At 31.8% G+C, this 14496-nt stretch carries 15 protein-coding genes; 9 read left to right on the top strand and 6 right to left on the bottom strand.

The genetic code is table 11. The annotated features are described in order from the left end of the window. Positions 1 to 4: 4 nt before the first annotated feature. From KK2020170_RS02920 to KK2020170_RS02885, 8 genes are all read left to right on the top strand, one after another. Positions 5 to 1165, top strand: coding sequence for a homogentisate 1,2-dioxygenase (locus KK2020170_RS02920; protein WP_221259310.1), 1161 nt, complete (start codon positions 5 to 7; stop codon positions 1163 to 1165). A gap of 44 nt (positions 1166 to 1209) precedes the next feature. Then, positions 1210 to 2373, top strand: a complete 1164-nt coding sequence (hppD, locus tag KK2020170_RS02915) for a 4-hydroxyphenylpyruvate dioxygenase (protein ID WP_221259309.1) — start codon at positions 1210 to 1212, stop codon at positions 2371 to 2373. 289 nt (positions 2374 to 2662) lie between these two features. Further along, positions 2663 to 3439, top strand: coding sequence for a DUF3108 domain-containing protein (locus KK2020170_RS02910; protein ID WP_221259308.1), 777 nt, complete (start codon positions 2663 to 2665; stop codon positions 3437 to 3439). After that, positions 3440 to 4375, top strand: a complete 936-nt coding sequence (locus tag KK2020170_RS02905) for a tryptophan 2,3-dioxygenase family protein (RefSeq protein WP_221259307.1) — start codon at positions 3440 to 3442, stop codon at positions 4373 to 4375. It begins immediately after the preceding gene. 18 nt (positions 4376 to 4393) lie between these two features. Further along, positions 4394 to 5647: a M23 family metallopeptidase gene (locus KK2020170_RS02900; RefSeq protein WP_221259306.1), complete on the top strand. Its 1254-nt coding sequence runs from the start codon at positions 4394 to 4396 to the stop codon at positions 5645 to 5647. Continuing rightward, positions 5634 to 7274 carry a glucose-6-phosphate isomerase gene (gene pgi, locus KK2020170_RS02895; RefSeq protein ID WP_221259305.1) on the top strand — a complete coding sequence of 547 codons (1641 nt, stop codon included), beginning with the start codon at positions 5634 to 5636 and terminating at the stop codon, positions 7272 to 7274. The genes KK2020170_RS02900 and pgi overlap by 14 nt, the downstream gene beginning before the upstream one ends. 60 nt (positions 7275 to 7334) lie before the next feature. Next, complete coding sequence (locus KK2020170_RS02890; RefSeq protein WP_221259304.1) at positions 7335 to 7760, top strand: hypothetical protein; 426 nt, start codon at positions 7335 to 7337, stop codon at positions 7758 to 7760. Position 7761: 1 nt separating this feature from the next. Then, positions 7762 to 8235 carry a septal ring lytic transglycosylase RlpA family protein gene (locus tag KK2020170_RS02885; RefSeq protein ID WP_221259303.1) on the top strand — a complete coding sequence of 158 codons (474 nt, stop codon included), beginning with the start codon at positions 7762 to 7764 and terminating at the stop codon, positions 8233 to 8235. Here KK2020170_RS02885 and KK2020170_RS02880 read toward each other — a convergent pair whose 3' ends face one another. Together KK2020170_RS02880 and KK2020170_RS02875 are read right to left on the bottom strand one after the other, a co-directional pair. Then, the gene (locus KK2020170_RS02880) at positions 8236 to 8676 is read right to left on the bottom strand and encodes a YciI family protein (RefSeq protein ID WP_221259302.1); all 441 of its coding nucleotides are present in this window, start codon (positions 8674 to 8676) and stop codon (positions 8236 to 8238) included. A gap of 1 nt (position 8677) precedes the next feature. Next, the gene (locus tag KK2020170_RS02875; RefSeq protein ID WP_221259301.1) at positions 8678 to 9139 is read right to left on the bottom strand and encodes a CYTH domain-containing protein; all 462 of its coding nucleotides are present in this window, start codon (positions 9137 to 9139) and stop codon (positions 8678 to 8680) included. Positions 9140 to 9179: 40 nt separating this feature from the next. Between KK2020170_RS02875 and dinB the strand changes: the two genes are divergently transcribed. After that, positions 9180 to 10289: a DNA polymerase IV gene (dinB, locus tag KK2020170_RS02870; protein WP_221259300.1), complete on the top strand. Its 1110-nt coding sequence runs from the start codon at positions 9180 to 9182 to the stop codon at positions 10287 to 10289. Positions 10290 to 10343: 54 nt separating this feature from the next. On the opposite strand, the gene pyk is transcribed toward dinB, so the two are convergent. From pyk to fabF, 4 genes are all read right to left on the bottom strand, one after another. Further along, on the bottom strand, positions 10344 to 11774 hold the full coding sequence (gene pyk / locus KK2020170_RS02865) for a pyruvate kinase (protein ID WP_221259299.1): 1431 nt from the start codon (positions 11772 to 11774) through the stop codon (positions 10344 to 10346). 4 nt (positions 11775 to 11778) lie between these two features. Continuing rightward, entirely contained in the window at positions 11779 to 12252 is a 474-nt protein-coding gene (locus KK2020170_RS02860; protein WP_221259298.1) for an IPExxxVDY family protein, read from the bottom strand. A 107-nt stretch (positions 12253 to 12359) separates the two neighbouring features. Next, positions 12360 to 13103, bottom strand: a complete 744-nt coding sequence (rnc, locus tag KK2020170_RS02855; RefSeq protein WP_221259297.1) for a ribonuclease III — start codon at positions 13101 to 13103, stop codon at positions 12360 to 12362. A 3-nt stretch (positions 13104 to 13106) separates the two neighbouring features. Further along, positions 13107 to 14360, bottom strand: coding sequence for a beta-ketoacyl-ACP synthase II (gene fabF, locus KK2020170_RS02850; protein ID WP_221259296.1), 1254 nt, complete (start codon positions 14358 to 14360; stop codon positions 13107 to 13109). Positions 14361 to 14496: the final 136 nt, after the last annotated feature.

The following is a 14496-nucleotide window of genomic DNA, read 5'->3' as shown; positions in this document are numbered from 1 at the left end:
AATTATGCCAATTTATCATAAACTTGGAAAAATTCCCCACAAGCGTCATATTCAATTCCGTAAAGAAAACGGAGATTTATATTATGAGCAATTATTTGGTACAATAGGTTTTGATGGTATGTCAACCAATATGTATCATGAATATCGTCCTACAATGGTTAAGGAAATTAAGGGACAGTATTCGGTTGCGCCTAAGATTGCAAAAGAAAACAACATTCAATCCTATCGATTAAGAGGTTTTCAGGTGCCACCACAAGATGATTTTTTAGAAAGTAGAAAAATCGTTTTAACTAATTCTGATTGTCATATCGTTTTGGCAGCGCCAAAAAAGTCAACAACAGAATATTTTTATAAAAACACAGATTCTGATGAAGTAATTTTCATTCACAAAGGAACAGGTAAACTTAGAACCATGTTAGGAAATTTAGACTTCAAATATGGCGATTACTTGGTTATTCCTAGAGGAATGATTTATAAGATAGATTTTGATACAGAAGACAATCGTTTATTTATTGTAGAATCACACAGACCTGTATATACACCTAAAAGATATCGTAACTGGTTTGGTCAGTTACTAGAACATTCACCATTTTGTGAAAGGGATATTCGTCGACCTGAAGAATTAGAAACACATAACGAAAAAGGCGAGTTTTTAATTAAAATCAAAAAGAAAGACGAAATAATCGATATGGTTTATGCATCACATCCATTTGACGTTGTAGGTTATGATGGTTATAACTATCCATATGCTTTTTCAATTCACGATTTTGAACCAATAACAGGAAGAATCCATCTTCCACCACCTATTCATCAAACATTTGAAACAGATGCTTTTGTAATTTGTTCATTTGTTCCTCGATTATATGATTATCATCCAGAATCGATTCCTGCACCATACAATCATAGTAATATTGATAGCGATGAGGTATTGTATTATGTAGATGGAGATTTTATGAGTCGAAATGATATTGAAGCAGGTCATATTTCGTTACATCCAGCAGGAATTCCACATGGACCGCATCCAGGTGCAACGGAAAGAAGTATTGGTAAGAAAGAAACTTTGGAATTAGCTGTAATGGTAGATACATTCAAGCCATTAATGGTTACTGAAGAAGCGATGAAAATTGCAGATGAAAAATATTACCAATCTTGGTTAGAAGATTAATTACACAAACACAACAAGGTATTTATACCAAAAAAAATAAAATCATGAGTACAGAAATAAAATCAGTAGAATACGGTTTAGAAAAAATATTTGAAGGAGCGCAAGACTTTTTGCCTTTATTAGGAACAGACTATGTTGAGTTCTATGTAGGTAATGCAAAACAAGCCGCTCATTTTTATAAAACAGCATTTGGTTTTCAATCATTAGCCTATGCAGGATTAGAAACTGGTGTTAAGGACAGAGCATCTTATGTGTTAAAACAAGATAAAATTCGTTTAGTTTTAACCACTGCTTTAAATAGTAATTCCCCAATTGGAGAACATGTAAAGAAGCATGGTGATGGTGTAAAAGTAATTGCACTTTGGGTAGAAGATGCATGTAAATCATACGAAGAAACGACAAAGCGTGGAGCTAAATCTTATTTTGAACCAATGGTTGAAAAAGATGAAAATGGTGAAGTTGTTCGTGCAGGAATTTATGGCGCTTATGGTGAAACTGTTTTTGTTTTTGTTGAACGTAAGAATTATAACGGTATTTTCATGCCAGGTTATAACGAGTGGAAATCAGATTATAATCCAGAACCTGTTGGATTAAAGTTTATCGACCATATGGTAGGTAACACGGGTTGGAATAGAATGAATGAAGCTGTTAAATGGTTTGAAGATGTAATGGGATTTGTAAACTTCCTTTCTTTTGACGATAAGCAAATTACTACCGAATATTCGGCATTGATGTCTAAAGTTATGTCAAACGGAAATGGACGTATTAAATTCCCTATTAATGAGCCTGCAAATGGTAAAAAACGTTCTCAAATTGAAGAATATTTAGATTTCTACGAAGACGAAGGTGTTCAGCACATTGCGGTTGCAACGGATGATATTATTAAAACAGTTACAGATATGCGCGCTAGAGGTGTTGAATTTTTAAGTACGCCTCCTCAGGCTTATTATGATGCAATTCCTGAAAGATTGAAAGATCACATGTCTAAATTTAAAGAGGATATTAATGAATTGCAAAAATTAGGAATCATGATTGATGCTGATGAAGAAGGCTATTTATTACAAATTTTCACTAAACCAGTAGAAGATCGTCCTACACTTTTCTTTGAAATTATTCAAAGAATGGGTGCAAAAGGCTTTGGTGCAGGTAATTTTAAAGCGCTTTTTGAGTCAATTGAAAGAGAACAAGAATTGAGAGGAACATTATAAATATCTCAAATAGTTGAATAATATTTAATAAAACTGCCTTAAAAAAAACATTTATTGTGTTAAAAGTGTTAAAGTTAATTTTTTGTTGAAAATAATTCAAAAATCATAATACTTTTGCACTCGCAAATTGAAAGGAAAATAATTCTCTCATTTTGCTTATAAGTTTTCATAATTTATAGTTTTTGGTTGGTTAATAGCATAAAAACCTGGTCATTTATTTTGGCTGGGTTTTTTTGTTTACTATTTTTGGAATGGAAATTGTACTTATACCTTCAAAAAGGAATTTATTATGAAAAAAATAGCATTACTTCTTATTGTATTTATCAGTACAAACTCCTTTGTTTCAAAGCAAAGCGAAACCTTTACTACAGGTGAGTGGATTAAACTAAGAATTCATTATGGTTTTGTTAATGCAGGTTATGCTACTTTAGAAATTAAAGAGGCAACTAGAAATAATAAAAAGGTTCATCATGTTGTAGGTAAAGGTTGGACAACCGGAATGACCAAAATGTTTTTTAAAGTTCAAGATGACTATCAAAGTTTTTTTGATAAAGAAACAGGTAAGCCGTATCAATTTTTAAGAAAAATTGATGAAGGTGGGTATACTAAAAATCAAGAAGGTTTTTTTAATCAAGACAAAAACACGGTTTTAGTTAAAGACTATAAAAAACAAACAGAAAAAACATTTTCAGTCCCAGAAAACGTTCAAGATATTGTTTCTTCATTTTATTATTTGAGAAATTACCCAGGAATAGATAAACTTCAAGTTGGTGAGTCAGTAAGTATTGATATGTTTTTTGATGATGAAACTACCAAGTTTAAGTTAAAATTCATTGGTCGAGAAAATATAAGTACTAAATTTGGTAAAATTTCATGTATGGTATTTAGACCATACGTTCAAGCAGGTAGAGTTTTTAAAGAAGAAGAGAGTTTAACTGTTTGGATATCAGATGATGATAATAGAATTCCGATACGTTTGAAAGCGAGTTTAGCCGTAGGTTCACTTAAGGCAGATCTTGAAGCTTTTAAAGGATTAAAGAATTCTTTTAAAGTAATAGCAAACTAAATGGAAACCGGAGTAAAGTATCAAAACCAAATCGAAAAGCTTGAAGAAAAATTCAAGGGAATAAATCAAAATACTGAAACTCATCTTGAGGGTCTTTTATGGTCAAAACCAATTACCTATTGGGATTATATTCAAACAGATGCTTTACTAAATTTACAAATACAAAGGACTACATTACCTGATGAAATGGTTTTTATCATGTATCATCAGGTAAATGAGTTATTGTTTAAAATGATTTTGTGGGAAATAGATCAGTTGTGTCATACTGAAGTTCCTTCAACAGCATATTTTACTGAAAAGCTAGGTCGAATTAGCCGTTATTTCGACATGCTAACTACTTCATTCACCATAATGATGGATGGAATGGAAACCGAACAATACTTAAAATTTCGTCATACATTAACACCAGCTAGTGGTTTTCAAAGTGCACAATATCGTTTAATAGAATTTGCTTCTACAGATTTAATTAATCTTATTGATTATCGTTTTAGAGCAACAATTGATAGAAATACTCCTTATGAACATGCTTTTGAACACTTGTATTGGCAAGCTGCTGGAAAAGATTACAAAACAGGAGAAAAGTCTTATTTAATTCAACAGTTTGAAAAGAAATACAAAAAGGAATTTCTAGATTTTATGGAAGAATATAATACCATAAATATTTGGAGAAAATTCAAGCAATTACCAGAATCAGATCAAAAAAATCCTGAATTAGTTGAAGCAATGCGTCATTATGACAAAACGGTAAACATAACTTGGGTAATGGGCCATTTTAATGCTGCAAAAAAGTATATTGAAAGTGACAAAACGGGTACAGGAGAAGCAACAGGAGGAAGTGACTGGAAGAAATACATGTTGCCAAAGTATCAAAAACGTATCTTTTTTCCAGAATTATGGACAAAAGAAGAGTTTGACAATTGGGGAGAAAATGTTTAAGAATAAAATCGAATTGAATTGAAATACCTATTAGCTATACTAACCACGATTATATTTTTTATCTCTTGCGATAAAAAAGCCGACAAAAAAGAAGAACAAACTAATTTAGACCTACCTAAAGAACCCATATTTAAAAACTATGGGTTTGTTTATAATAATTTTCATGTAGTTAACGATACAATAAAATCTGGAGATACTTTCGGGACAATCTTACAAAATTATATTTTGCCAGATAGCATGAATGTTCATCAACTAACTGAAAAAGTAAAAGATTCTTTCAATTTAAGGGGAATTAAAGCAGGTAAACCATACATTTTATTTTTTGATAAAGACAATACAAATAACCTTAAAGCATTTGTATACGTTAAGAACAATATCGACTATACTGTAATTGATTTAAGAGATTCTGTACAAGTTGTTAATAAATCAAAACCGACAACTATTCGTAAAAGAACAATTGCTGCCGAAATAGAAGGTTCATTGTCTGAAACCTTAGATAAAGCAGGTGTTAGTGCTGGTTTAGCTCCGAAGTTAGCCGGAGTTTATGCTTTTTCAATTGACTTCTTTCGAATTCAAAAAGGGGACAAGTTTGCCGTAACATTATATGAAAAATTTATAGATGATTCAATTTATGCTGGAATTGAAAAAGTTGAATCTACTTATTTTCAGCATCGGGGTAAAGATTTCTTCGCATTTCCATTTAAATCAGATGCTTCTCAAAAAGTTGCTCAATACTATAATGAAGAAGGTAAAGCATTAAAGAGCATGTTTTTGAAAGCACCACTAGATTATTTTAGAATTTCATCTCGTTTTTCTGGTAGAAGGTTTCATCCCGTTCAAAAAAGATGGAAAGCACATAATGGTACAGACTATGCTGCACCAACAGGAACTCCAATTAAAACAACGGCTAGTGGAGTTGTTGAAAGAGCTGGTTATACAGCTGGGAATGGTAACTATGTTAAAGTTCGCCATAATGGAACATACTCTACACAATATCTACACATGTCTAAAATTTTGGTAAAACAAGGTCAGCATGTAACACAAGGTCAAGTAATTGGTAAAGTTGGTAGTACCGGTTTAGCAACAGGGCCTCATGTATGTTATCGTTTTTGGAAAAATGGAGTTCAAGTAGATCCTTTCAGACAAAACTTGCCTAATGCAGAACCATTACCAGAAAATGAAAGGTTAAGATACTTAGAATACATTAAGCCATTAAAGAAAGAATTAGACAGCATAATAAAACTAAAGTTTAACAAGGATGAAACTAAATAACCAAAATCCATCGGGAACATTAGCCTGGCAAAAGCTTCGTGAACATTTCATTGAAGAGATGCAATCGGTCAAAATGCAAGAATTGTTTCAAAATGACGCAACTCGTGCAGAAAAATTCTCTATAGAATGGAATAAATTCTTTGTAGACTATTCAAAAAATAAAATTTCTGAAAAAACACTTGATTTGCTTTTATCATTAGCAAATGAGATGAATTTAAAAGAAGCCATTGAATTGTATTTTTCAGGGGCTAAAATAAATCAAACTGAAGATAGAGCAGTACTTCACACAGCTTTACGAGCAAATAAAGAAGACGTAGTTTTGGTTGATGGTGTTAATGTTATACCTGAAATTTATGCTGTGAAAGATAAAATTAAAGCCTTTTCAAACAATATTATTTCTAGTTCGTCAAAAGGATTTACCGGAAAGCCATTTACAGATGTGGTTAATATTGGTATTGGTGGCTCAGATTTAGGCCCTGCAATGGTTGTGGAATCACTTCAATTTTACAAGAATCATTTAAATGTTCATTTCGTATCAAATGTAGATGGCGACCACGTAAATGAAGTAATAAAGAAAATAAATCCTGAAACGACACTTTTTGTAATTGTATCTAAAACATTTACAACACAAGAAACCTTGTCAAATGCTCAAACAATCAGAAGTTGGTTTTTACAATCGGCAAAACAAGAAGATGTAGCTAAACACTTTGTTGCTGTTTCAACAAATATTCAAAAAGTTACCGAATTTGGTATTGCTGAAAACAATATCTTTCCAATGTGGGATTGGGTTGGAGGAAGGTTTTCTTTATGGAGTGCAGTTGGTTTATCTATTGCATTAGCAGTTGGGTTTAATAATTTCGATAAATTACTTTTTGGGGCTAACCAAATGGATACTCATTTTAGAAATGAGAAGTTTGAAAATAACATTCCGGTTGTACTAGCTTTATTAAGTATTTGGTACAATAACTTTTTTGGAGCGGAAACAGAAGCTTTAATTCCTTATACACAATACTTACAAAAATTAGCACCTTATCTTCAACAAGGTATTATGGAGAGTAATGGTAAGAGTGTAGGTAGGGATGGAAATATTACAAATTATCAAACGGGTACAATTATTTGGGGAGAACCAGGAACAAATTCTCAACATGCATTTTTCCAATTAATTCATCAAGGCACAAAATTAATTCCTACCGACTTTATTGGATTTAAAAATTCTCTTTACCAAAATAAAGATCATCACGATAAGCTAATGTCAAACTTTTTTGCACAAACAGAAGCTTTATTGATGGGTAAAACAGAAGCTCAAGTTAAAACAGAATTTGAGAAGAAAGGTATTTCTGGCGAATTTGCTGACTATCTTTTACCTTTTAAAGTTTTCCAAGGAAATAAACCAACAAATACAATTCTAATCGAATCTTTAACACCAGAAACTTTAGGCTCATTAATTGCCTTATACGAACATAAGATTTTTGTACAAGGTATTATTTGGAACATCTTTAGTTATGACCAATGGGGAGTTGAACTTGGTAAAGAACTTGCAAATTCGATTCTAAGTGATATTGAATCTAAAGAAGTTAAAAACCATGATTCATCAACTTCTAATTTGATTAGAAGGTATCTTTCGTAAGATTTTACAAACAAAACATTTATTTAGTATCTTTGTTTAAACACATAAAAAAAAATACTTATGTATACAGCAATTCAAACCGCCCATTCTATTTTTGCCTACATAGTTTTAGCTTTGTTATTTTTAGCTTCTGTTAATGCCATAACAGGTCTTACAGGAAAAAGATTATTTAAAGACAAAGATTTACGTTTGTCACTATTTGCATTGATAGTCTCGCACTTGCAATTGCTTCTAGGAATTATTATTTATTTTATTTCTCCATTAGGACTTAAATCAATGGGGCAAATGAGTGATAGTGCATTACGATTGACTTCATTAGAACATCCTTTAATTAATATTATTGCTATTGTTTTAATTACAATAGGTTGGTCTAAGCATAAAAAAGAAGAAAGTAATAACGGCAAATTCAAAAAAATTGCTGTGTTTTATACTTTAGGTTTAATTCTAATTTTATCAAGATTACCTTGGTCTAATTGGATGAATTAATATGAAAAAAAATATAACAATACTAACCACTTTTTTTGTATTGTTTATCATTGCGAGTAGTTTTATAATTTTCCCTAACGTTAGAGAAAGTTTAAAAGCTACTCGTTTTGGTTATAATAGTCAATCTGACTCAATACGAATAGATTCAATTTCTGGAAAAATCGTTAAACTATTTAAAGATAGCGTTCATGCTTCTTATTATCACGATAAATTTAATGGCAGAAAAACAGCTTCAGGAGAACGGTTTGATAATTCTAAATTAACTGCAGCGCATAAAAAACTAAAATTTGGAACTCAAGTTTTAGTAACAAATCCTGTTAACAATAAGTCTATTATAGTAAGAATAAACGACCGTGGGCCATTTGTTAAAGGTCGTGAAATTGATTTATCAAAAAAAGCTTTTACAGCAATTACGCACAACTCTCGTAGAGGGTTTCTTGAAGTTAAGCTTGAAATCGTTCAGGATTCTCTTTAATTATTTTAATTTACTTCCCTTTGCAGCCCACCAAGGTAAAGTTTCGACTTCAAGTCGACCTGCTTTAACCGCAGGATCTAATTTAGCTAAACTATCCGCTTGTTTCATGGTTTCAGTATTAAAAAGTAAAAACCCAGAAACAGTTTCATGATTTTCACTAGGTCCAGCGATACTAATAAAATTTTGTTCGGCTAACCAAGAAATATGAGCCATATGCTTTTTTTGAATTTCAGTTGTCTCTTCTTCATCCTGATTTCTATTCGGACCTTTTTTTAATAATACCAAAAAGTATTTTTGCATTACATAAGTTGTATCGCCTTCTTTATAGGAAAAAGTTTCGTGATTCGTTTTCTTTTCTAAAGCTTTATCAGGATAAATAACAGTGTTAGAACCGCAAGAAAAACAAAAAATAATGATTAGTATTCCAAAAAAGTATTTCATTTTACCAAGTTTTAAACGGATTTTTACTCAAATAAGAATTATAATAGCGAATGTCTTCTGTCACTTCTTTTCCTAACCAATCTGGTTTTTCAAAAGTTTCATCTTCTGCTTGTAACTCAATTTCTGCTAAAACCAAACCTTCGTTTTCACCATAAAAAACATCAACCTCGTAAACATGTGTTCCTACAATAACATCGTAACGAATTTTATCAATTACACCGCTTTCACATAATTGCAATAATTTTTCGGCTTCTTCAATATCGATTTCTTTTTCCCATTCGTAGCGAGAAAAACCTTCACTTTTCCCCTTTATGGTTAAATAGCCGTTTTCGCCTTTTATTCGTACTCTAACGGTTCTTTCTGGATGAGACGACAAATAACCTTGCACAATTCTGTTACTGCGACTAAAATCGTCTAAAAACGAATTGTTGTTGACTAAAAATTTACGTTCAATTTCAATCATTTTTGATTTAGTTTAACCAAAGATAAATTAAATTTGTGATATGAGTCAGGAAGAAAAACAAAGAAAAATTATTCATATCGATATGGATGCCTTTTATGCGTCTGTAGAACAAATGGATAATCCTGAACTCAAAGGAAAACCTTTAGCTGTCGGTGGAAGCGAAGTTCGTGGTGTAGTTTCGGCTGCAAGTTACGAAGCTCGTAAATTTGGTGTAAAAAGTGCTATGAGTGGAGCTCAAGCGAAACGTTTATGTCCGGATTTAATTTTCGTTCGACCAAGATTTGATCGCTACAAAGAAATTTCAAAGAAAATTAGAAAGATATTTTTAGACTATACTGATTTAGTTGAACCGCTTTCTTTAGACGAAGCTTACTTAGATGTAACTGAAAATAAAAAGAATTTACTGAGCGCCACTTTAATTGCACGAGAAATTAGAAAACGCATTTATGATGAAGTTGGCTTAACTGCTTCAGCAGGAATTTCTGTGAATAAATTTGTTGCCAAAGTTGCTTCCGATTATAATAAACCAAACGGACAAAAAACTGTAAACCCTGATGAAGTTGAAGAGTTTTTGGAAAAACTAGATGTTAAAAAATTTTATGGTGTAGGTAAAGTCACTGCTGAAAAAATGTATCAATTAGGGATATTTACTGGATACGATTTAAAACAAAAGCCTCTTGAATTCTTAGAGAAGCATTTTAGCAATAGCGGACATTATTATTACCAAATTTGTCGCGGAATTCATAGAAGTCAGGTTAAACCAAATAGAACTTTGAAATCAGTTGGTGCTGAACGCACTTTCTTTGAAAACTTAACTTCGGAAGTGTTTTTGGAAGATAAGATTATAAGTATTGCTAACGAACTTGAAAAGCGTTTGCAAAAAAGTAAAGTTGCTGGAAAAACAATTACTTTAAAATTGAAATATTCCGATTTTACCTTACAAACGCGAAGTAAAACTTTACCTTATTTTATAGCTGACAAAAATTTAATTATTGATGTTGGGAAGGAATTATTATACCAAGAAAGATTAAAAAATTCCGTTCGATTGCTCGGACTTTCATTGCATAATTTGAACACAGAATCTAAAAAAGAGAAAGAACCAATACAGAAAAGCATTTCCGTTCAGTTGAAGTTTGAGTTTAAAGAATAAAAAAAACCAGCTTAAATAAGCTGGCCTTCTTTAAACATAAACTATATTCAAAAACTATTCAATTTCTGATACCCTTAAGGTATTAACCATTCCTTTTTTCATAATTGGCATAGAGGCAAGGTTTACAATCATATCTCCTTTACTTACATAACCTTTATCTATACATATTTGATTTAAATCATCAATAGTATCGTCAGTACTTACAAATTTATTATAGTAAAATGCACGAACTCCCCATAACAAGTTTAACTGTGTTAAAATTCGTTTATTCGAAGTGAAAACTAAGATGTGAGATTTTGGTCTCCACGCTGAAATTTGAAATGCAGTATAACCAGAATTTGTTAAAGTTGTAATTGCTTTAGCATCAATATCATCAGCCATAATTGCCGCATGATAACAAATCGATTTTGTTACAAAACGTTTAGTACGAATATGTGGAGCATTTAACGGTACTTTAATTAAAGGTGAATGTTCAACATTTTCTACAATTCGCGACATAGTTTGGATAACTTGAACAGGATAATTTCCTACAGAAGTTTCTCCAGAAAGCATTACAGCGTCTGCACCATCCATAACAGAGTTAGCGACGTCATTAACTTCGGCTCTTGTTGGTGTTAAACTTGTAATCATCGTTTCCATCATTTGTGTGGCAACAATTACAGGAATACGAGCAGTTTTGGCCCTGTGAATTAGTTTCTTTTGAATTAAAGGAACTGCTTCTGCAGGCATCTCTACACCTAAATCACCACGCGCAACCATTAGACCATCACAAAAAGCAACAATCTTATCTATGTTTTCAACCGCTTCAGGTTTTTCAATTTTAGCAATGATTGGAATTTTATGATCTGTGTGTTTTGCTATTAAATCTTGTAAGTCTTCTAAATCTTTTGGTGTACGAACAAAAGATAAAGCAATCCAGTCTACTTGATTTTCAATTGCAAAAATAGCATCACGTATGTCTTTTTCTGTTAATGCAGGTAATGATACTTTTGTATTAGGTAGGTTAACTCCTTTTTTTGATTTTAAAGGGCCTCCTTGAACAACAATTGCTTCAACTTCAGTTTTCTTATCAGTTTTTACAACTTCAAATATTAGTTTACCATCGTCTAGTAAAATTCGTTCTCCTGCTTTCACATCTTTAGGAAACTCCTTGTAGTTCATGTAAACTCTTTCAGCTGTTCCTAAAACATCTTCTGCAGTTGTAAATGTAATTTTATCACCTTTGCTAACCACAACGTCCTCTTTCATTACACCTACGCGTAATTTTGGACCTTGTAAATCAGCTAAAATAGATGTTGTGTATCCAAATTCTTCATTTAATTCTCTAATGTATTGAATTCGGGTTTTTACATCTTCATAATCAGCATGAGAAAAGTTAATTCTAAATACATTTACACCTGCTTCTATCATAGCTTGCATAGTACTTTTCTCATTACTAGCAGGTCCTAATGTTGCAACAATTTTAGTTTTTTTGCTTATTGGCATTATCCTAAAAGATTAAATTATTTTTTGATTTTAGTTTGTTTTGTTCAATTGTGTAAACTAGTGTTATAAAAGGAATTTCTTTTATTAATTTGATTACACTGTCAATATTAAAGAGCGGATCAACATTTTCAATTTTTAAAACATAATCTGCAGTTTTAAATTCTGGAACTAAATATGTTGATGAGGTAATAGTGTCAAACATTCCGATGTTTTGTGAATCATTTGCTTTAAGCTCGGATTTGTTTGAAATTAAATGCCAACAAACATCGTTTTTTTCATCATTAAAAAGAAAATGTTCGAAACAACTTTTACCATTTTTAGTTCGTAACTCTACTGTTAACTTATCTCTGTAGAGTTCAATACCTAATATTTTATTCAAAAAAAAAGCCAACCTATAATCTTCAACGGAAGAATGTATAGCAATTAACTCATAATCAACATCTAAAAATTCATTTATTTGAATCTTATGAACAGCCATTTCTTTAAAAATTTATTCAAATATAGTGTTTAAAAAAGATAGATTTTAATAAATAGTTTAAAAAAAAGGTTAATTTATTAACGAAAACGTTATAGCAGAAAATACTTTTATTTTTTAACTATTTGGTCTTGAAATACAAAATATGCTCTTTGAGCAGCTTTTTCTTCAGCCTTCTTTTTTGAAGTTGCTCTTGCTTTTGTGACAATTTTATTGTCAATATGAAGTTTTACGCCAAAATATTTTTGTTCTTCATTGCCTGTGTCTTCAAAAGTTTCAAATTGAAAAGGTTTTTTCTCTTTTTGACACCATTCAATAATTAAACTTTTATAGCTAATAACTTTACCTTCAAGTTTTGGGATGTCTACATAGGGTTTAATAACTTTTTTTTGAATAAAACTTTCGCAATGCTTAAACCCTTTATCAAGATAAATTGCTCCAATAAGCGCTTCAAAAATGTTGCCATGTATATTTTCACCAAAGTGCTGTGGGTTAACTTTGCTTTCGACAAACTGAATTAAATTTAAATCTCGTCCCAGTTCATTCAAATGCTCCCTACTAACTATTTTAGAGCGCATTTTGGTTAAATATCCTTCATCTCCAGTTGGTACTTCATTATATAAATGAGCTGAAATTACACTTCCTAACATTGAATCACCTAAAAACTCTAAACGTTCGTAATTAAAAGGGTTTCCTTTGTCGTCTACTTTGTTAATTGAACTATGAGTAAATGCTTTTTTGTAATAATAAATGTTGTTAGGTTTAAACCCAAGTATGTTAGTTATTTTTTCAAAAAAAATCCCGTCTTCATTAGAACGGGAGTTTTTCGATATTTTTTTTAAAAAACGACGCATGAATTAATCTTCAATTTTTTTGAATAAAACACATGCATTGTGTCCACCAAAACCAAAAGTATTACTCATAGCTACTTTAATCTCTCTTTTTTGAGCTTTGTTTAAAGTTAGGTTTAAAGATGGGTCAATGTTTTCATCAACAACAGTGTGGTTAATTGTAGGAGGAATTATTCCATTTTGCATAGCTAAAATTGAAGCTATTGCTTCAATAGCACCAGCAGCACCCAATAAATGGCCAGTCATCGATTTAGTGGAATTAATATTAATGTCTTTTGCGTGTTCTCCAAAAACAGCACTAATTGCTTTTAATTCAGCAACATCTCCAAGTGGCGTTGAAGTACCATGAGTGTTGATGTGGTCAACGTCTTCCGGTTTCATTCCAGCATCGCGTAAACAATTTTCCATTACAGCGATAACACCAATTCCTTCTGGATGTGGAGCCGTTAAGTGATACGCATCAGATGATAATCCGCCACCTCCAACTTCACAATATATTTTTGCACCACGCGCTTTGGCGTGTTCATATTCTTCTAAAACAAGAGCTCCAGCTCCTTCACCTAAAACAAATCCATCACGAGTAGCGTCGAAAGGTCTTGAAGCAGATTCTGGACTATCATTTCGAGTAGATAATGCTTGCATTGAGTTAAAACCTCCCATTCCTGCAATTGTAACAGCAGCTTCTGAACCACCAGAAACTACAACATCGCACATTCCTAAACGAATGTAGTTGAACGCATCTACTAAGGCATTAGCAGAAGATGCACATGCAGAAACAGTAGTATAGTTTGGTCCCATGTAACCATTACGCATAGAAATATGACCAGGTGCGATATCAGCAATCATCTTAGGGATAAAGAATGGATTAAAACGTGGAGTTCCATCTCCAGCGGCATAATTCATTACTTCATCTTGAAAAGTTTGTAAACCACCAATACCTGCCCCCCAAATTACTCCAACTCTATATTTGTTTACATTTTCAAGTGTAATTCCAGCATCTTTAATAGCTTCATCACTTGCAACTATAGCATATTGAGCAAATTTATCTAAACGACGTACCTCTTTGCGATCAATAAAATCTTCAACATTGAAGTTTTTAATTTCACAAGCAAATTTAGTTTTGTGCTTTTCAGTATCGTAATATGTAATAGGCGCAGCACCACTTTTCCCATTTACTAACCCATCCCAATACTCTTGTAAGTTATTGCCAATAGGTGTTAGGGCTCCAAGTCCAGTAACTACAACACGCTTTAATTGCATAGAATAGAATTTAAGTTTATATAAAAAAACCCATAGTGCCTTTATTAAACCAAAAGAAACAATGGGTATTACATGTGTATGTTAATGATTGTAATACAATCAATGTTTTCTACAAATCTAGTAAAAAAATCAAATT

The organism is Flavobacterium okayamense (genome assembly GCF_019702945.1).
Lineage (GTDB): Bacteria > Bacteroidota > Bacteroidia > Flavobacteriales > Flavobacteriaceae > Flavobacterium > Flavobacterium okayamense.
This window is presented reverse-complemented; position numbering and strand designations above follow the sequence as displayed.